Raw genomic sequence first — 17,578 nt, 5'->3', positions numbered from 1 at the left:
CCGTCTTGCTATGGTGAAGCGCGTGGTTGAGGCGCCGGTCCGGCCCTCCCACGTCGCTTCGCTCCTCCTTCGACTTCCGCCGTGGTGGGTTGCCTCCCCGGAGGACGAGGCGGGTGTCGCCGACTGGTCGCTCCGGGGGGCCGTCTGTCGGGTGGCGGCGCGCACCGGAGGCGGGTGGCTTCTAACGGCGCGTGGGGCTTGCTTGCGTCCGCGTCCAGCCCGAACACGGAGGATGCACCGGATGATCTCGAAGAACTCGTCGTTCCGCTGGACGCTCTCGCTCGCCGTCGCGCTGGGGGTCGCCACGTCCGCGTGGGCCCAGGACTCCGAGCCCCTGACGGAGACGGAGACGGAGACGCGCACGACGACCGTGATGACGGAGCCGGTGCGGCCGCAAGGGCGCATGGGGCCGGAGTTCGCGGTGAGCGGGAACGTGGGCCTGGGCGCGGGGTACGTCTACAAGGACGGACTGAGCTCCACGGGCACGGTGGAGAGCCTGAAGATCACCGAGTCCGCGAAGGTGTCCATCCCCATCATCGCGGAGCTGGGCTTCCGCGCGACGCCGAACTTCTACCTGGGCGTGTGGGGCAGCTGGGAGAAGGTCTTCACCAAGGAGAACCCGGTGTCGTGCCCGACGGGCTTCGACTGCTCGACCCATCAGTGGCGCGTGGGGCCGGAGGTGCGCTACCACCTCGCGCCCGACGCGGGGTTTGATCCGTGGATCGGCCTGGGCGTGGGTCTGGAGATCCTCAAGAGCCACGTGGAGGGCACGACGCAGGTCCCGGTGGCCCCGGGCGTCGTCGTCCCCGCGACCGTGGACACGCGCGTCACCGACAGGGGCCCGACGTTCGCGCGCCTCGCGCTGGGGGCTGACGTGCGCCTCACCCGGGCCCTTGCCGTGGGACCCATCATCACCGCGTCCATTGGCAGCTACACGGTGCGCACCGGCACCCAGACGCTGGACATCACCGGCGTGGGCGAGCGCCCCGGGGTGCTCGCCCGGGTGGATGACGGCTTCCACGCGCTGTTCACCGTGGGCCTGCGGCTGGCCGTGCTCCCGCTCTGAGTCTTGGATGAAAGCGGGACGGCTCCGGAACCCGGAGTCCGGGTGAGGTGTCTGGGGGCGCGCCCCCCACCTCCCCGGAGGGAGCATGTCTCGCAAGGTGTTCGTCGTGGTGGGCAGGCTCGCGCTCCACCGGGGAGGCCAACCGCTGTCGCTCACGTTCACCCGCGCCCGCCTCCGAAGCTCAGGCCGCCTTCCGCGCGGAGTTCTCTTCCAGCCACTGGGCCAGGTCCGCCGCGGTGCCCTTCTTCTCCATGGGCGGGACGAGCGCCGTGCGCCGCGACACCTCCAGCTCCCAGCTGGCGTCGAAGTAGGGGCCCACCTTGATTTCAGGCGCGAGCGAGATGCCCTTCTGCGAGTAGGGCGTCGCCTTGAGGCTCACCTCCGCGTCCTTGCCCGCGGCCTTCAGCGACCCCGGCACGTCGCCGGTGAGCAGGCGCTCCAGGGCGCCGCTCTCCTGGAGCTTGCGTGAGTTGCCCTCGATGCTGACCTCCACCGCCATGCCCACGCCGTTGCCCTGGTAGGTGCCGGCGCCGTCCAGCGACAGCGTCACCTTGCTCTTCTTGCCGGCGCCCATCTGCTCCTTCGCGGAGCCGAGCGTGCCCCTGGGGTCCTCCAGGAGCTTGTCCACCGTCACGCCGGAGGGAATGGGGAAGCGCGTCTCCATCTCCACCTTGCCGTTGACCTTGCCGGTGCCGCCCAGCGACACGCCGCCCTCGAAGGGCAGCTTCATGTTGTCTGGCCCCGTCACCGTGCCCTTCGTGCCCAGGCCCTTGCTCAGGCTGCCGCTGAGCTCCACCTGGAGGTTCTCCTTCAGCACGAGCTCGGAGGGCTTCCCGTCCTTGAACTCGATGCGCAGCGACTTCTCCCCCCGGCCCTTGACGTCCGCGCCCGCCGAGTCCACCAGCGTCCCCTTGAGGTCCAGCTCCGTGGTGAGCTGCGCGACGCTGGCGCCGCGCACCTCCATGGCGGACATCTTGCTCTGGAGCCAGTCCATGTCCTCCTGCGAGGGGGGCGGCCTGGGCGTGCCCGCGATGTTGCACTCCGCGCCGGACTGCACGCGCCCCATGATGTCCTGGGCCCTGGCCACGTCCTCCGGCGTGTCGAGCTTGTATTCGACCTTGCCGCCGCCACCGCCCAGCGCCTTGAGCTCCAGGCCCTTGAGCTTGCTGGTGCCAATCCCTCCCAGCACCTCCGCGTCCATGCTCAGCGTGTAGACAGGCTTCTTCTGCGTCGCGCCCGTCTTCGGGTCTGTCTTCTCCTCCGCGTCACAGCTCACTTCGTACTGGGCCTTCGTGTTCAGCCGGCCCAGCTTGATGCCACCGTCGAACCCGCCGGACAGCGAATACTTGTCGCCGGGCTTCATGGATTCGATCTGCTTCTTCGCGTCGAGCACTTCAGGCTTCGCGTTGCTCAGCGCCTTCAGCGTCCCGTCCACCTTCGACTCCAGCCAGGCATAGCCGGGCAGGTTCTGGCGCGCGGTCTCCTGCAACTGCTCCAGGACCCCTGGCGGCTCCGCGGACGCTCCGCCCGAGGCCCGCACCTCGGGCGCGACGACCCCCTCCACGCCGCCGGAAACCCCCAGGCCCCCGTGCAAGCCCTTCACCCCGCCCGCGGCGCCACCGGCCGCCTGCGGCCCTGCGCGGCCCCTCACCTCGAACACATCCGCCGTGTGTCCGGGAGCAGGCCGCTGCGCGGGCCGGTTCGCGGGCTCCTGCGTGGGCGGTGCGGGCGGCCGACGGGGGACGACCGGAATGGAGGGAGTCTGCGTGCGCGAAAGGAAGGTCATGGCCGGGCTCCTGGGCAGGGTGGAACCTGCCTCACGCATCCAGGACAGCCGGTCCGGGATTCTTTTGCATTGCCGGCCGCGCCTTTTCCGAACCCCCTGATTCCAGGAGGTCCGGAGCCGGCGACAGGCAACGCGGGGCTACTTGCCCAGGATTCCGCCGAGCATGCCGCCCAGTCCGCCACCGCCCTGGGTGCCGCCGCCGCCGCTCGCGAGCATGGGAGCCACCGCGAGGATCTTCCCCACGAGGCCGGGGTCCAGCCGGGACTTGAGGAAGTCGAGCAGCAGGGGTGCCACCAGGGTGGCCTTGCCCGCATCCAGGTTGAAGCGCTGGAGGATGGCCACCACGCCGGCCACCTCACCCGCGTGGGCCGCCGCGCCGCCCAGGGCGCCCATCAGGCCGCCACCGCCGCCGCCACCCATGAGGCCTCCCAGGGCGCCCATCAGGCCGCCGCCGTCCGCCGCGGGGGCCTGGGCTTCGGCCTTCTGCTGCCAGCCCTGCATCTCCGGGATGGCCTGGTCCATCTGCTTCGCGGCGTCCGGCCCCACCTTCTCCTGCACCGTGCCCTGCACCATCTTCAGGAGCGAGCCCGCGAGCCCCTGCGCCTGCGTGCCGTCCACTCCAAGCTGCTGCGAGAGCTGTCCGATGAGGTCCATGCCGCGCTCCTTTTGTATGTCCGCGTGAGAGGCGGACGGTTGTAGCGGGCTGGAGGGGAAAGCTCGCGGGAAACCGTGGGGGAGGCCTCGCGAGCGTTGGTCGTCGGACGCCCCGTGGCCGGCCCTACAGCCGGGTGAAGGACCAGCTCACGGCGCGACCGTCGGCGTAGGGCATGACCCCGTGGAAGGGGCGGGGGTCCGCGTCGAACACGAGCGGCAGGAAGTGCCGGTCCCCATCCCACAGGGACAGGGACAGGATGGACGACACCGGGACCCACGACAGGGAGCCCTCGGGGTTCTTCTCCAGGGGTGTGCCTTCGAAGGCGTCGATGCGGAAGATGAAGCCCAGCCAGTCCTCGCCGTGCTTGCCGAAGCCGGGCCAGGACAAGGTGCCCCGGAGCACCATCCGCGTGCACTCGATGCCGGCCTCCTCGCGGATCTCCCGGCGCATGCACGCGGCCACGTCCTCGTCGCGGTCCAGTTTGCCGCCCAGGCCGTTGTACTTGCCGTAGTGGGCGTCGTCCGGGCGGGCGTTCCGGTGGATGAGCAGCACCTGCTGGCCATCCGGCGACAGCACGTAGCCCAGCGTGGCGACGATGGGGGTGTAGGGCATGGGGCGGCCTCCTTGGGGCGGCGAAGGGACGCGTGGACATACCGCGCCCGGGCCCGCCGGCAAGAGGGAGGGCGCCCGTACTGCCCGTGGTGGTGGGAAACACAATCGGTAACCAGAGGGACATTTTCGCGGCACATGGGGGGCGCACCTTCTCGTCCTGTCAGCCCGGAAGCCCCGGGCCTTCGGCGACACGGGTCCTCGTGGGGGCAAACCCCTCCCAGTCGGTCCCCCACGGGGTCCCCGTGTCGTCAGGCCCCGGCTCCCGGGTGCGGTCATCCCGCGCGCGCCGCGCACCCACGAGGAGAGCATCACCATGAAGCGCCACCTGTTCATGCTGGGCCTGCTGCTGTCCGCTCCCGCCTTCGCCGAAGCCACCACCTCCACCTCGCAGGCCGCGCCCCGGCCGCCGTGCGAGCGCCCGTCCCAGGTCCAACTGCTGCTGGCGCACCGTCAGGACCTGGCCCTCTCCGACACCCAGGCCGAAGGCCTGGAGCGCATCCAGGCGGCGCTGGACACGAAGAACGCGCCCCTGAAGCAGTCACTCGAAGCCCTGCGGCCACCCCGCATGCCCGGTGACGGGATGCGGCCCCAGGGGCCGCCGCCCGACCGAGGCACGCAGGAGGACGCCGCGCGCCGCGCGAACCGGGAACAGGCCCACGGCCTCTTCGACCAGCTGCGCGCGAACGACACCCAGGCGTACCAGGAGGCCGAGCAGCTCCTGAGCGACGCCCAGAGGACCCAGGCCCGCGCGCTCATCCAGGCGGCGATGGACGCCCACCGGCCAGGGCGGGGAGGGCGGGGTGGCCGCCCTCCTGCCGAGTAGCCCCGGCAGCCCGGGCCGGGCCCCCCCGGTCGCCCGGGGGACGGGAGACCCGCCGGTTGGAATGTCGTTTCCTGAAAGTCACGAACTCCCCGTCAGGATGTCAGAGGGGCCCCGTATGTTTCCGGGAACATGGGGGCGCAGATGCAGACGATGTTGGTGTTCGTACCGGTGGTCCTGTTGGTGGGGGCCGTGTTGATGATTCCCCGTTCCCGTCGCCGCGTGCGGCGGTGGAAGGTGCGGGCCGGGTAGGGCGGATCCGGGGGCCGGATCCGACCCCCGAAAAGGGGGTGGAACGGAATGATCAGCGAACCGAAAACGTATGCTTGACTGAGGCGTGCGGGCTCGGTACAAGCGGCCTCACTGAAGCAACGGCGGGCCGCCAAGGGCGGATAGCTCAGCGGTAGAGCGGCGCCCTTACAAGGCGATGGTCACAGGTTCAATCCCTGTTCCGCCCAAGAGATTTTGTGGGGAGTTAGTTCAGTTGGTTAGAACGCCGGCCTGTCACGCCGGAGGCCACGGGTTCAAGTCCCGTACTCCTCGCCACTGAAGGGCCCGGAACCGAAAGGTTCCGGGCCTTTCGTTTTTTTAGCCTCCCGCATGCGTCCTCAGCGTGCCCCTCCGGCGTCTGTGTCCGGATGCGGGTCCGCCTGCGCGACAGCTTCTTCCACCGGGGAGGCCACTCCCTGCTCGCCAGACAGCCCGTCTCGCGCATTCGTTCGCAGCCGGGCACGGAGGTGGCCCTCCGCGTCCTCTTCGGCGGGCCACGGTCGCGGAGCTGGCTTGTCACCTGGGCATGCACTCCTCGGCTCCAGCCCTCACCCGCCACAGGGTCTATCCCGCCCATGGGCCCCCTGGCGGACCGGAGTCGGAGTGGGCGAGGCTCCCTCCATGTCCATCAACTCCTTGCAACGTTCGAGACTCCTCAGCGCGGCGCTCTTCAGCGCAGGGCTCGCGCTCGGCTGGCCCTTGTTCGCGGGCGCGAAGCTCCAGGGCGGAGTGTGTGATCCGCTGATTGACGAAGCCGAGGGCTTCCGGCTCCAGCTCGTCTCCGCCACCGCGGACGGCGTGTCCATCATCCCGGAGGAAGGCCTGGGACGGGAGAAGGAGTTCTTCGCCATGCGAGCCGTGCGTCCCGAGGACGGGACGACTGGCGAGGCCATGGCGGCCACGGTCTTCGAGGCGAAGCCCATCCGCGGCACCGCCGAGCTCTACCGGGAGCTGCGCCTCCAGAGGCAGCCATGAAGAAGCTCGGCATCGTCCTCGCGGGCCTGCTGACGAGCGGCCTGGGTTCGGCCTTCCTGACGGCCTGCTGCCCGGATCGCGAACCCCGCAAGTTCTTCAAGCTCCCCGCTGGCGTCTACGGCATGCGGGACAACGCTCGCACGCCCGAGGGTGACACGGGGTATCGCCTCGTCATCTCCGACGACGGCCTGCGCGCCGTCGAGGAGTTCGAGCGCGAGGGCAAGGCCTACCGGCAGGAGTACCGGATCACCGAGCGATGGGAGGGCGATGTCGCTCCCTGATTCACGGCCCGGGAGAATCCGTCGTGTCGTCGGGATTGAAGAAGCATGAGCGCACTGGCGCTGCGCGGGGAGCAGGGGAGCGAGCGGGTCTCCTGCTTCCGCACGACGGAGGCGCGACGTCCGCGTGAGCGGTGCCAGGCCGTGCTGATGACGTCCCGAGGACTTGGACAACGACCGGATGACCGCGGCATGAATCAGTGCGTCCGCTGCGCCAGCCACACGCAATGGTCGCCGCAGTCCGGATCGTTGAAGACCCGTTCGACCACCGAAAATCCATTGTCCGCCAGGCGCCGCGTGTATTCCTCCGGCGCGAGGCTGGAGTGGTACAGCGTCTCACCGTGATAGTCGCCGTAGGCTTCGCCGTGGTCCGCGCCGCTGGTGAACATCAACATCGCGCCGGGCAGGGCATGGTCGCGGAAGACCGGAAACATCGCCCGCTGCGCGTCGTGACCCAGATGGAAGAAGCTGTCCCAGGCAATCACGCCGTGGAATCGTCGCGAGAGCGCCAGGGTGCGCATGTCCGCGACCCGCCAATCCCCATCGAGCAAAGTGGCGCGGCAATGGGCGATGAGCCGCGGTGAGGTGTCGATGCCCGTCACGGCGCGGCCCCGCGACAGCAAGTAGCCACCGATTGGAGTGCCCGCTCCGCAGCCGAGGTCGAGGACGCTGCCGTCCGGCGGGATGTGGGTCAGGAATTTTTCAAGCCAGGGGCGCTCGTTCCACGGCGCGTTCCGCCGATCCGCGATGTAGCGCTCCGCGAGGCGGTCGTAGAGTTCGCGGATGAGGGATTCATGGACAGACATGCGCTGCTCCGGTGCGGTGGGACGCGCAGCGTAGCTCGGCCATGTCAGCTTGGCCGAGTGCGAGCGAGCGGTTGAGGCCTCAAGGCAGGCGGCGGAGTCAATCTTCGAGCTCTCCCTATGCTCACGTCCAAGGGAAGCGTGCTGCCTGCCTTCACGGCTGGATGCCGGTGAGCGCCAGGCGCAGCACCCGGCGCGCGGTGAGCGGGTCGTCTTCGTTGGCGACGGCAATCGCGTTCGCCAGCCGCATCAGGTCCTCCGTGGTGGCGTTGGCGTGAATCGCGCCCGCCGATGACGCCTTGTCCACCAGGACGCGCAACACGTCGCGCACCATGTCCGTACAACAGATGTCTTCGGCGGAGAGGCCCTCCGGGCCCGTCAGCAACGCGGCGGCGAGCCCTCGATGGGTCGCGGTATGGACCGTCAAATCCTCGAGCCATGCCGCCAGTTCGGCTGCGGGATTCTTGCCCGGCTGCGCGGTGGCCCGCGCGCAGAGCTGCGCGACACCCTCCCGGAAGACCACCTCCAACAGCGCCTGCCGCGACGGGAAGTGCCGGTGCAGGGTCGCCGAGCCCACCCCCGCCTTCCGGGCAATCTCCTCCAGCGACGCCTGCGCGCCATCCCGGGCGACCAGCTCCGCGGCCGCCGCGACAAGGCGCTCCCGGTTGCGTCGCCCATCCGCGCGCAACGGCTTCACATGCTCCACGACACTCCTCCTCGGGCTCCCTTCCTTGACAAACGGGGTCCCCCTCCGTATTCAATCACGGATATAAGCGGTGGGGTCCCCCGTTTACAAAAAGGAGCTGCCCATGAGCACGCAGACCGTTCTCGTTACCGCCGCCACGGGGCGCCAGGGCGGTGCCACCGCCCGGGCCCTGCTGGCCGAAGGCCACTCCACGGTGCGCGTGCTGGTGCGCGACCCGGAGGCGCCGAACGCCCGGGAACTCGCGGCGGCGGGTGCCGAGGTGGTCGTCGGGGACCTTGATGATCTCGCGTCGTTGCGCGCCGCGTGCGCCGGGGCACGGGCGGTCTTCTCGATGCAGTCCCCCATCCTCTCGGCGACGGGGATCGACTTCAGCAAGGAGCGCCAGCAGGGGAGGAACCTCATTGAGGCCGCGCTCGCCGAGGGCGTCGAGACGTTCGTGCACACCGCGACGTCCGGCGTCGGAGACCACCGCGACATCGAGGGCTGGGCAGAGGGACGCTGGAAGGCCCAAGAGGTGTACTGGGAGAACAAGCTCGCCACCTGCGAGCTCGTCCGTGGCGCGGGCTTCCGGCACTGGACCCTCATCCTGCCCTCCACCTTCATGGACCATCCCATGTTGGACCCCGCCGGCTTCGTCGACAAACGCCGCATGGTCACGGCGATCAAGCCGGATCGACCCATCCCGTTGATTGCCCCAGAGGACATCGGCAAGGCCGCTGCGGCGGCAATCCAGCATCCTTCGACGTTTCACGGCGTGACGCTGCAACTCGCGGGGGACGTGCTGACGCTTCCGCAAATCGCAGAGGTCCTCTCCCGCGTCGACGGCCAGGAGTACACCGTCCAGTCGGGCACCGTCGAAGAGGCCGTCGCGGCCGGGCTGCACCCCGGCGTGGTGCAAGGCTTGACGTACATGAACGTCGCTCCAGTGCTGGCACGGCCCGAACTCGCGCGCGCCTACGGTCTGACGCCCATGAGCTTCGAGACGTGGGTGAGCCAGCGTCGCAGGCTGGCCTGACCGCTCATCTCCCGGGAGAGGCAATCCTTGCCAGCCACCTTTCGCCCTCGGGAGAAGGGGCCGGCAGGGTCGCCAGCATCTTCAGGAGCCTGTCTTCAATCTCCGTGATGGAGCGGGCCAGGGCTTCTGGCACGAGCTGATCCACGTCCTCCAACTCCGTCGCCAGGTGGATGGCGTGGCGCAGCTCCGGATGCACTTCCATCGCTTCCAGGCGGGTGAGCAGTGCGGGTCCAAAGAGCCGGCTGCATGCATACGCTGGCGAGACAGCTCCCTGGAGGAGTGCACGGCACATCCCCAGGGCCGTGACCGCCACGAAACGCTGTACTTCCTCGGGCCCCGTTGCCTGGAGCGTCATGGCGTCCAAGGCGCTCACAGGTTGCTCCATCCAGGCTTGACCTTGAAGTCGAAGACCTTCCCAGAGGGACTTTCGAAGTAGTGGAGTGACACCTTTTTTTCGCCCACCCAGCCGTCCTTGTAGACCTTGACCCAGGTCCCCCGCTCGACCTTCCGAAGCTTCTCCAACAGCTCCTTGTTGGACACCTTGTTCCGGGTCGTCCCCTTCTCGACGGACTTGAATCTGGACGGATACCCAGGGGCGGCCTTCACGCTGTTGTAGACCTGCGCCAGGTCCTTGTCGGATGCGCCAACGGCGACCTTCCACAGGGTCGCGGCCACCGAGAAGGATTGGGGCTCGGCCGCCAGGACCGACACCGCGAAGGTTGAAAGCGGGGGCGCACACCCGACGCAAAGCACTCCCAGGAGCAGCAGGTACAGGCCACGTGGGGACATCCCGTTTTCGTAGCACGGCTCCGCAGGGTGTTCATGCGCCTCCTCCAGGATGCGGGCCAACCCTGGAGCAGGCGAAGATGATGGGGGCCGACCTTGACCAGGATGTACCGGTGGCTTCCACGTTCCCCGGTGGCAATCCTTCATCATCAAAGACGTGACGGACACACCGTTGCTCCTCGTCACCGAGGAGCTCGCGGATCAGCTTCCCGCAGGCAGTCCCGCGATGGCCTCCGCCCCGAAGCCGGGCGTGGGCGGTGCGCCGAAGAAGCGCGCGAGCTCGGCCTGGGCCTCGCGGGCTTGCGCGGCGCTGATGCGTCCCTCGCGCTCCAGCCTCACGAGGATGACTCCCGCCCGGGTGCGCAGGGCTTCGGGTCGCTGGGCCGGCAGCCAGCGGCGCGGGGCGGGCAGCATGGCCGCGAGCATCGCGCCCTGCGCCACGCTGAGCGCCCGCGCCGAAACGCCGAAGTGCTCGCGCGCCGCCGCCTCGATGCCGTAGACGCCCTCGCCCCACTCCACGACGTTCACGTACAGCGCGAGGATGCGCTGCTTGGACAGGTGGGCCTCCAGCCGGCGGGCGAGCAGCAACTCCTTGCCCTTGCGCAGCAGGCTCCGGTCCGTGGAGAGATAGAGGTTCTTCGCCAGTTGCTGGGTGAGGGTGGAGGCACCGCGACCCATGCGCGCCTCGCGCACCGACTGCTCGAGGGCGTTCTCCACCTCGGTCCAGTCCACGCCTTCGTGCTTGTAGAAGCGCGCATCCTCGGAGATCAGCACGGCGTCCCTCGCGTGCGGGGCCACCGTGCCCAGGGACACCCAGGCCTGGCGCACGCGGGGCTTCCTGCCCGCGTCGCGCGCCTCCTCGGCTCGCTGCGCCATGAGCGCGGTGGTGGGCGGGTTCTGCGTCCGCAGGGGGCTCACGTCAGGCAGCCGCACGTACTCCACACTGAGCCAGAGGACGAGCAGCAGCCACCCGCCGAGCGCCCATCGGCCCCAGCCCGGGCCAGAGCACTTCCCCACGACGCGCCGCGCGCCGGAGGTGAGCTGCTTCGTCTTCTGCGTCCGGATGGACGAGGCTCGCGCGGAGGGCGGTCGGGAGGCCATCGGTGTGCCTACATCTGCCCCGGTAAGCATCCGCTGTCCAGAAGACGGCCAGCGGCACCCGGTGACCCGCCCCTTGGGGAATTGAGCGGCAGGGCGCGGCTCGCGTGCCGCTTCCCGCGAAACATGCACCGTGAGCTTGCCCGGGTTCGGCGGCTCTCCCGCGCCGGGTGTGGAGCCCTGACTTGGAGTGGGCACTCCAGAAACGGAGCCCATGGGGGCGCCCCGCCGGAGGCGGCTCGCCAGAATCTGTCCGACTGTCGGACAGGTTCGCGCCATGCGCCCCCCATCGGGGATCATTCCAGTGGCTGAAGATGCTGCGCGGGGTGTGAAACGCTCAACTTCCACGAGCAGCGCGGACGTCGTCGGCGGGTTGTTCGCGCGCCGCGACGGGTGCTGCGCGCTGCAAGCGCGCTTGGGTCCGCTACTCCTCGATGGGGCAGCTCTGCATGCAGTTGTCGTGGCGCTCGAAGCACACGAGCATGTGGGTGGTGCCGAGGCGCAGGCAGGTGTTGAGCCGCTCGTCACACTTGTCCGTGCAGGCGCTGGACGCGCGGACGGGGTCGCAGAACGTCTCTTCGCACAGCACGCGGGACTCCTCGCACAACTGCGCGGCTTCGGACGTGTTGGCGCGACATACACCGCACGAAGAGCCACGAGCAGTCGTTACACGCCAGGGCCGCGACCTCTCCGCGCTCATCGCCCGCAGGAGCGGACCCGAACCCCGTGTCCTCGATGCCACCGCCACAACCCGTCATCAGTCCCGCGACCAGCATGATGCCCATGACAAGAGACTTCACCTGCATGTGTCGCCTGGAGCAGGACCTTGATGTCGACTCCGCCGAAGCCATGCTCTTCCTGGGCACCACCGTCATCATCCTGGGGCAGGTCTGGGGCAACAACATGGGGACCTGGAAGGTGAAGACCGCGGGCAAGCTGGAGCTGACGACGTCCTCGTCCTGCAACCCCAACGGCGAAAACGCGTTCGCGCCCAGCACCTCCATCTTCACCTTCGCGGTTCGTGGGGACGAGCTCTTCACCCGGTACGACGACGACGAGCAGGCGTGCGCACGGCATGCACGTCGGGCGGGGAAGGCGCGCACGAGCAGGAAGTCCACCAGGGCCTCGCGGCACCGGTCGCACGCATCCAGGTGGACCTCCGCGCGCACGCGCAGGGCTTGGGTCGGAACGCCATCCGTCAGGTCGAGCAGCTCGACCTCTTCCAGGTGCGGCGTGGACTGGGACATGGGTAGGGCCTTCAGCCTTCCCTCAGGAGGGACGCGATGCTCACGTCCAGGTTGCCGTCCAGGACGCGCAACAGGCTGTCGAGCCGCGAGGCGTTCAACGCCGACCCCACGGGGGACGTTGGCGAAAGCCTCCAACCTGGCGGAAGGGCCCGACTCCGCCCGCCTGAGCCCTCCCCGACAAGGCGACCCACGAGGGGGCTTCGGGGGGGGGCCACCTCGCGGGTCGCAGGCCGGCATGTCCTTGGGGCGCCAGGAATCCGCCGGTGGCCGCGAATCGCCCGGAACGGTGGGGCATCCCACCGGCGCACGAAGCCGGGCGCAGGCCCTGGAGGATGCGGACATGAAGATTGGAATCATTGGCGCAGGTCTGATTGGTGGGACCCTCGCGCGCAGGTGGGTGAAGTTGGGGCACGAGGTTTCCATCGCGAACTCACGCGGCCCCGACACGCTGCGCGAACTCGCGGCGGAGACGGGCGCGAAGGCCGTCACCGCCCAGGAGGCCGCCAGGGCCGGGGAGGTCGTCGTCGTGACCATCCCCCAGAAGGCGGTCCCCGAACTGCCGAAGGACCTCTTCGCCAACGTGCCCAGGGACGTCGTCGTCATCGACACGGGCAACTACTACCCCGTGCGCGACGGCAGCATCGCGGCGCTCGAAGGCGGCCAGGTGGAGAGCGAGTGGGTCGCGTCGCTGCTCGGGCGCCCCGTCATCAAGGCCTTCAACAACATCTTCTTCCAGAGCCTGCTGGAGAAGGGCACGCCGAAGGGGACTCCGGGGAGGATCGCGCTGCCGGTGGCGGGGGAGCCGCCCGAGGCCCGCGCCAAGGTCCTCAAGCTCGTGGAGGAGCTGGGCTTCGACGCCATCGACGCGGGCAGCCTCGCGGACTCCTGGCGCCAGCAGCCGGGCACCCCGGTCTACACCCAGGACCTGGACGCGGCCGGCGTGAAGAAGGCCCTCGCCGCCGCCGAGCGCTCGCGCCTCCCGGAGTACCGCGACGGCGCGAACACCTGGCTGAAGAACTTCCTGGCGTCCCAGGGCGGATAGCCACCAGGCGCCCCTCGCCGGGCCACGCTCAGCGGTTGAAGAAGGAGGCCTGCTGGAAGCGCATCCCGGCGAGGATCTGCTGGACGCGCTCGTCCGACAGCGTCCCGATGTATCCACCCAGCCGTGTCTTCTCCACCGAGGACACCTGCGACACGACCAGGACGCTCTGCCGGGGCAGGTTGCCCTCACCCACGTCGAGGAGCACGTTGCCGGGCTCGTTCGCCCGCTTCAGGTTCGACGTCAATGCACAGACAATCACGGTGTGGATGCGGGAGCGATTGAAGACATCCTCCTGGATGACCACGTGGGGGTGGGGGATGGCCGGAATGGACCCCCGCGACTCGTCCGACTCCAGCCAGAAGACGTCCCCTTGATGGATGTCCCCCGGCCCCCGGTCCATCCGTGTGGCTGTCTTCGTCTCCATTCGCGCCTCCACCGGTTCGCGCGCACGCATCCCCTGCCTCCTATCCCAGCGGGGGGGACGGGCAAAGCCCCGTAGGAGGAGGGGAGGGTGGGGCTCACGGCTCCCAGCGGACGCGGTAGGAGCAGGCGTGGCCGTCGAAGTCGAAGGGCTCCACGCGCAGGCTGCGGGCCCCGGCCTTCGTCAGGCCCGCTTCGATGATGCCCTGCAGGTAGCCCGGATTGCCGTTGCACTCGCTCACCCGGATGACGTGGTGCGCGGGGCCCTGGGTTTCGAGCTCGGTCTTCTGGTAGTTGTTCACGGTGGCGAAGCTCTCCCGGATCCGGACGACGACCCGCTCCGGACCGAAGATGGGCCACATCGACACGAGCGCCTTGCCCAGCATCGTCTGCTCCACGCCCTGGATGATGCCGATGCCGAGCTGCCGGTAGCCCTCGGAGACCTCCGCGTCCGGATGCAGGTGCTGCGCGGTGATCCGCAGGACCTCGGCGAAGACCGTCCGGGGCGTGTTCCGGGGAATCGGAACGTCGAGGTCCAGACCTGCGTCCCGCAGCTTGTTCCTGAGGTCTGGCGTGAGACGTCTGCCAATGGAACGGAAGAGCCCTTCAATCGTATGGCGATAGACGATCTCATCACTCATGTGACATCCCCCCCGGCACACGGCGTCCCATCCCGCCGCATTCACGCAAGCGTAGCGCATCCCTTCCGCGGACACGCAAGGCCACCTCACCGTGAACCGTTCACTCGTTCTTGAATAACATTGATACCTTGGAAGCCTTGAACTGCATCGCGCGCTTCGCACCGCGTCCCGGGTTTCGCGTCTCCCGCCCGATGAATCCAGTGACGCGGTCTCTTTCCTGGGGCTCTCCCTCTACATCGCGGTGCGTCCAGGCGATGGATGGAAGCGGGCACACCCATTGCTGTGTTCGTCTCCCAGGAGGCGTTCATGAACCCGTTTCGCGTCAGCGTCGTCGCAGGGGTCGTCGGACTCGTGTCCACCGGCTGCACCACCACGCTGTACAAGTCGAACCAGGTCAGTGCCCCGCTCCTGCGTGAGCAGGGTGAGTTCAAGGGCAGCATCACTCCCAGCGACGTGCAGCTGGCGTATTCGCCACGCGAAGGCGTGGGGCTGCTGGCCAATGGCTATTACGAATCCTACGAAGAGGGGCGGCGAGAGGCGAACGGGCTGCTCGCGGAGGTGGGAGGAGGCCTCTACGGACGCTTCCTGGAGAACGCGGTGTGGGAAGCCTACGGAGGCGTGGGCTACGGGCGCTCCACGGCCAGTGATCAGCTCGACGCGGGGGGCGGTGCCTTCCGGGACGTCGGCTTCACGGCGAAGGGCGTGCGGGCGTTCGTGCAGCCGAACCTGGGCTACGTCACGCCCTACTTCGAGGTGGGAGGAAGCCTTCGCATGTCCGCCGTGAAGTACCTGTCGCTGGACGTGCAGGGCTACACGGAGTCAGAGCGTGCGCGGGAGTTCCTGGGGGAGGATCAGGTGACGGACCCCGTGTGGCTCTTCGCGGAGCCCGCGCTGACGGCGAAGGTGGGCTACAAATGGGTGAAGGCCTTCGTGCAGCACACGTGGACGCTCAAGCTGGGCGGTGACGCGCTTCCCCATGAGGAAGACACCACCGTGGTCGGGCTCAGCGTGGACGTGGCGAGCTGGTACCACGACTTCAACTGGAGCTCCCGGGCAGCCTCCGCCAGCAACTGACGGGCTGGGACCTGGCGTGTCTCATCCCCCCAGGGGCCGAGCGTGTGCCCAGAGCAGATCCCAGGTCCAGGTCGGAGAGGTGTGCCCGGACATGACGACGCAAGCGACGACCTGGGTGGCAGTGACCTGGGCCCCCTGTCGTCGCGCCTCGGCGAACAACTGCGCGCGCAGCGAGACGCCGTCCACGTAGCTCGTGGACAACAGGCCCGTCCCGCCCAGGGGGACGGGCGGCGCGAGGTCCGGTTCGCGCGGCTCAAGCCCCCAGGCTTCGAGCACGTCCGGATACAGCTCGTCCAGATCGTACAGCGGGGCGTGGATGCCCCGGGCCCCACAGGGACAATCCCAACCAAAGCCCCGGGCCAGCATGCCCTGATGGAGCAGCCTGCCTCGCGACGGCGTGCAACAGAAGCCACACTTCACCGGGGCCAGGTCGCCCACCAGCTCTTCCTGGGCGTCGAATTCGATGCGGATCACGTCGGTGGGTTCAGGCTTCATGGGATGGAATCACATCACCTGGCCCCCGCGAGCAGTCGCAGTAGGTTCGGGCGGAAGGTGGACGTCAACCCCACTCGCTGGAGCCACGCCATGTTGAAGGTGCTCGTCTTTCTCACGAAGAAGCAGGATCTCGAGACGCAAGCATTCATCGAGTACTACGAGAAGAACCACGTCCCGCTGGTCTGCGGCCTGGCTCCCCCGCCCATCGTCTACAAGCGCAACTTCCTGGTGCGGGGCGATGCGCTGAACATGGACGACGGCTCAATCGACTTCGACGTCGTCACCGAAATGGTGTTCCCCGACCGGGAGACCTTCCATGCCTGGGGGGCCCTGCTCTTCGCTCCCTCCAACGGTGACGCGATCGCCAAGGACGAGCAGAACTTCCTCGAACGCTCACGGACCCGGGCCTACGTCGTCGAGGAGCGCGTGACGACCTCCGGGTGACCGGTGGCCCCTCCGCCTCATGCGCGGGCATCACGACCGCCCGGCCCCGACGCGGGGCCGAGCGGCGGGGGGCTCAGCCTTCGGCGGGCATGTCGCACGTCCAGTCGTGCTGGTAGGTGCAGACGCAGTTGCTCGTGGTCTGCGCGTCCAGGCAGCACTCGCGCCAGACGTTGGTCTGCGCGCACGCGGTGCCGATGAGCTCCCTGCACGACGCGGTGGCTGTGCAGGACGTGGGGTTCGTCGTCGGGCAGAACTGGTACGCGCCGTCACACTGCACGTGGTCTCCATCCGCGGCGGAGCAGGTCGTCCCCGTACAGGAGAGCGGCCCCGAGGAGCACATCGTCGAACAGGACACGAGGGCGCTCGACTGCTGGCCCAACGCCTCCGCTGTCGCCTCGGTGGTGTCCATTCCGCCGCAGGCCCCCAGGACCGTTGCGAGTGCCGCGATGACTGCCAGAGCATGCTTCATGGTGTGCCTCTCTCCTTGGGTTGACGTCAGGCTGTTGGTTTCGCGGCCACAGCCGGGGCCAGGGTGTTGGAATCCGAAATGCTCGGCCCCCGGGTGGAGAGGGCGATGCAAAGCTGCGCGGCCCAGTACAGCAGCATGATGGCGTAGCCCGCGCCGGGCAGGGGACGCACGAACAGCTTGATGGACAGCAGGCCGTCACTGGCGGCGAACAGCAGCGCGCCCGTGAACGCCAGCCATTGCTCGCGCCGCGAAAGCCCTGGTGCTCCCAGCAGGGCCCAGGCCCGCCAGCCCATCGTGCAGATGACGGCGACATAGGCCATCACGGGCAGCGCCATGTCTCCCAGCCCGGGCCCCAGGGCCACGCTGGCGCCCACGGCCAGGACCAGGAAGGGGAGCGCACGGGCCAGGTGCGGCCTTCGCGTCACGCTGAGGTACGCGGCCACATAGCTGACATGGGCCAGCAGGAACGCGCCCAGTCCCGGCAGGAACAGCTCCGGCCCCACGTCCAGCAGCACGTCTCCGAGCAGCGAGAGCGCCAGCCCGGCGAAGATCCACCGCGAATAGCGCCCCCGGGGCTGCCACAGCCACAGGAGCAGGCAGAGCATCGGCAGCGCCTTGGTGACCACCCGGATGTCCCGGCGCTCCAGGTCCAGCACCAGCAGGAAGCCCACCGCACCCGCGAGGCCCACGCCCGCGAGGATCCTCGCTCCTCCTGTCAGCTCCCGGCCCATGGCGGGCACCTTACCCCGGCGGTGCGCGCCAACCCCAGACACCTGCGTTTCCATCCTCTGGGATTTTTTCCGCGAGACAGGACCGCCTCCGGTGCCCGGTTCAATGACAGCTGTATTTATTCGCCAGGGCCCGGTGCGTCATTTT

The 17,578-nt window shown here is 68.8% G+C and carries 23 protein-coding genes and 2 tRNA genes; 11 read left to right on the top strand and 14 right to left on the bottom strand.

Translation table 11 applies throughout. From position 1 onward, the window contains the following. Window positions 1–241 precede the first annotated feature (241 nt). Entirely contained in the window at window positions 242–1,066 is an 825-nt protein-coding gene (locus OV207_RS25445) for a hypothetical protein (RefSeq protein ID WP_267557708.1), read from the top strand. A 181-nt stretch (window positions 1,067–1,247) separates the two neighbouring features. On the opposite strand, the gene OV207_RS25440 is transcribed toward OV207_RS25445, so the two are convergent. The 3 genes from OV207_RS25440 to OV207_RS25430 all read right to left on the bottom strand — a co-directional run bounded on the left by OV207_RS25440 (window position 1,248) and on the right by OV207_RS25430 (window position 4,119). Further along, on the bottom strand, window positions 1,248–2,852 hold the full coding sequence (locus OV207_RS25440; RefSeq protein ID WP_267557707.1) for a hypothetical protein: 1,605 nt from the start codon (window positions 2,850–2,852) through the stop codon (window positions 1,248–1,250). Window positions 2,853–2,990: 138 nt separating this feature from the next. Next, window positions 2,991–3,524 carry a DUF2780 domain-containing protein gene (locus tag OV207_RS25435; protein WP_267557752.1) on the bottom strand — a complete coding sequence of 178 codons (534 nt, stop codon included), beginning with the start codon at window positions 3,522–3,524 and terminating at the stop codon, window positions 2,991–2,993. Window positions 3,525–3,630: 106 nt separating this feature from the next. After that, a complete protein-coding gene (locus OV207_RS25430) occupies window positions 3,631–4,119 on the bottom strand; it encodes an NUDIX hydrolase (RefSeq protein WP_193347804.1) in 489 nt (162 codons plus the stop codon). A gap of 313 nt (window positions 4,120–4,432) precedes the next feature. On the opposite strand from OV207_RS25430, the gene OV207_RS25425 reads away from it, so the two are divergent. The 5 genes from OV207_RS25425 (at window position 4,433) to OV207_RS25405 (ending at window position 6,465) form a co-directional block, all read left to right on the top strand. Next, complete coding sequence (locus tag OV207_RS25425) at window positions 4,433–4,942, top strand: hypothetical protein (protein ID WP_267557706.1); 510 nt, start codon at window positions 4,433–4,435, stop codon at window positions 4,940–4,942. A 383-nt stretch (window positions 4,943–5,325) separates the two neighbouring features. Beyond that, window positions 5,326–5,397, top strand: a tRNA-Val gene (locus tag OV207_RS25420). A gap of 11 nt (window positions 5,398–5,408) precedes the next feature. Then, window positions 5,409–5,485 (top strand) — tRNA-Asp (locus OV207_RS25415). 345 nt (window positions 5,486–5,830) lie between these two features. Next, on the top strand, window positions 5,831–6,184 hold the full coding sequence (locus OV207_RS25410; protein ID WP_193347806.1) for a hypothetical protein: 354 nt from the start codon (window positions 5,831–5,833) through the stop codon (window positions 6,182–6,184). Beyond that, complete coding sequence (locus tag OV207_RS25405) at window positions 6,181–6,465, top strand: hypothetical protein (RefSeq protein WP_193347807.1); 285 nt, start codon at window positions 6,181–6,183, stop codon at window positions 6,463–6,465. The genes OV207_RS25410 and OV207_RS25405 overlap by 4 nt, the downstream gene beginning before the upstream one ends. Window positions 6,466–6,659: 194 nt before the next feature. On the opposite strand, the gene OV207_RS25400 is transcribed toward OV207_RS25405, so the two are convergent. Together OV207_RS25400 and OV207_RS25395 are read right to left on the bottom strand one after the other, a co-directional pair. Continuing rightward, window positions 6,660–7,268 (bottom strand): class I SAM-dependent DNA methyltransferase, encoded by a 609-nt coding sequence (locus OV207_RS25400; RefSeq protein ID WP_267557705.1) that lies wholly within the window; start codon window positions 7,266–7,268, stop codon window positions 6,660–6,662. Between the two features lie 151 nt (window positions 7,269–7,419). Next, window positions 7,420–7,971: a TetR/AcrR family transcriptional regulator gene (locus tag OV207_RS25395; protein WP_267557704.1), complete on the bottom strand. Its 552-nt coding sequence runs from the start codon at window positions 7,969–7,971 to the stop codon at window positions 7,420–7,422. Between the two features lie 103 nt (window positions 7,972–8,074). On the opposite strand from OV207_RS25395, the gene OV207_RS25390 reads away from it, so the two are divergent. Then, window positions 8,075–8,986: an NmrA/HSCARG family protein gene (locus OV207_RS25390; RefSeq protein ID WP_267557703.1), complete on the top strand. Its 912-nt coding sequence runs from the start codon at window positions 8,075–8,077 to the stop codon at window positions 8,984–8,986. A 4-nt stretch (window positions 8,987–8,990) separates the two neighbouring features. Here OV207_RS25390 and OV207_RS25385 read toward each other — a convergent pair whose 3' ends face one another. The 4 genes from OV207_RS25385 to OV207_RS25370 form a co-directional block, all read right to left on the bottom strand. Continuing rightward, window positions 8,991–9,341, bottom strand: coding sequence for a DUF3969 family protein (locus OV207_RS25385; protein WP_267557751.1), 351 nt, complete (start codon window positions 9,339–9,341; stop codon window positions 8,991–8,993). Between the two features lie 14 nt (window positions 9,342–9,355). After that, window positions 9,356–9,775: a hypothetical protein gene (locus OV207_RS25380; protein ID WP_193347812.1), complete on the bottom strand. Its 420-nt coding sequence runs from the start codon at window positions 9,773–9,775 to the stop codon at window positions 9,356–9,358. A 198-nt stretch (window positions 9,776–9,973) separates the two neighbouring features. Continuing rightward, on the bottom strand, window positions 9,974–10,873 hold the full coding sequence (gene mtgA / locus OV207_RS25375; protein ID WP_267557702.1) for a monofunctional biosynthetic peptidoglycan transglycosylase: 900 nt from the start codon (window positions 10,871–10,873) through the stop codon (window positions 9,974–9,976). A 421-nt stretch (window positions 10,874–11,294) separates the two neighbouring features. Beyond that, complete coding sequence (locus OV207_RS25370; protein WP_267557701.1) at window positions 11,295–11,459, bottom strand: hypothetical protein; 165 nt, start codon at window positions 11,457–11,459, stop codon at window positions 11,295–11,297. Between the two features lie 475 nt (window positions 11,460–11,934). On the opposite strand from OV207_RS25370, the gene OV207_RS25365 reads away from it, so the two are divergent. After that, window positions 11,935–12,123: a hypothetical protein gene (locus OV207_RS25365; protein WP_267557700.1), complete on the top strand. Its 189-nt coding sequence runs from the start codon at window positions 11,935–11,937 to the stop codon at window positions 12,121–12,123. Further along, a complete protein-coding gene (locus tag OV207_RS25360) occupies window positions 12,116–13,159 on the top strand; it encodes an NADPH-dependent F420 reductase (RefSeq protein ID WP_324291568.1) in 1,044 nt (347 codons plus the stop codon). Before OV207_RS25365 ends, OV207_RS25360 begins: the two co-directional genes overlap by 8 nt. 28 nt (window positions 13,160–13,187) lie before the next feature. On the opposite strand, the gene OV207_RS25355 is transcribed toward OV207_RS25360, so the two are convergent. Together OV207_RS25355 and OV207_RS25350 are read right to left on the bottom strand one after the other, a co-directional pair. Then, window positions 13,188–13,559: a type II toxin-antitoxin system PemK/MazF family toxin gene (locus OV207_RS25355; protein ID WP_267557750.1), complete on the bottom strand. Its 372-nt coding sequence runs from the start codon at window positions 13,557–13,559 to the stop codon at window positions 13,188–13,190. 118 nt (window positions 13,560–13,677) lie between these two features. Beyond that, window positions 13,678–14,220, bottom strand: a complete 543-nt coding sequence (locus tag OV207_RS25350) for a DUF2378 family protein (protein ID WP_267557699.1) — start codon at window positions 14,218–14,220, stop codon at window positions 13,678–13,680. 306 nt (window positions 14,221–14,526) lie between these two features. On the opposite strand from OV207_RS25350, the gene OV207_RS25345 reads away from it, so the two are divergent. After that, window positions 14,527–15,294 carry a hypothetical protein gene (locus OV207_RS25345; RefSeq protein ID WP_193347817.1) on the top strand — a complete coding sequence of 256 codons (768 nt, stop codon included), beginning with the start codon at window positions 14,527–14,529 and terminating at the stop codon, window positions 15,292–15,294. 21 nt (window positions 15,295–15,315) lie between these two features. Here OV207_RS25345 and OV207_RS25340 read toward each other — a convergent pair whose 3' ends face one another. Next, window positions 15,316–15,789 (bottom strand): hypothetical protein, encoded by a 474-nt coding sequence (locus OV207_RS25340; RefSeq protein ID WP_267557698.1) that lies wholly within the window; start codon window positions 15,787–15,789, stop codon window positions 15,316–15,318. Between the two features lie 90 nt (window positions 15,790–15,879). On the opposite strand from OV207_RS25340, the gene OV207_RS25335 reads away from it, so the two are divergent. Beyond that, window positions 15,880–16,233, top strand: coding sequence for an EthD domain-containing protein (locus OV207_RS25335; RefSeq protein WP_267557697.1), 354 nt, complete (start codon window positions 15,880–15,882; stop codon window positions 16,231–16,233). 73 nt (window positions 16,234–16,306) lie between these two features. On the opposite strand, the gene OV207_RS25330 is transcribed toward OV207_RS25335, so the two are convergent. Further along, on the bottom strand, window positions 16,307–16,702 hold the full coding sequence (locus OV207_RS25330; RefSeq protein WP_193347820.1) for a hypothetical protein: 396 nt from the start codon (window positions 16,700–16,702) through the stop codon (window positions 16,307–16,309). 26 nt (window positions 16,703–16,728) lie between these two features. Further along, window positions 16,729–17,475, bottom strand: coding sequence for a lysoplasmalogenase (locus OV207_RS25325; protein WP_267557696.1), 747 nt, complete (start codon window positions 17,473–17,475; stop codon window positions 16,729–16,731). Window positions 17,476–17,578: the final 103 nt, after the last annotated feature.

Source organism: Corallococcus sp. BB11-1, assembly GCF_026626625.1.
GTDB lineage: Bacteria > Myxococcota > Myxococcia > Myxococcales > Myxococcaceae > Corallococcus > Corallococcus soli.
Note: the sequence above shows the minus strand (reverse complement) of the source record. Positions and strands in the feature narration are given on the sequence as shown.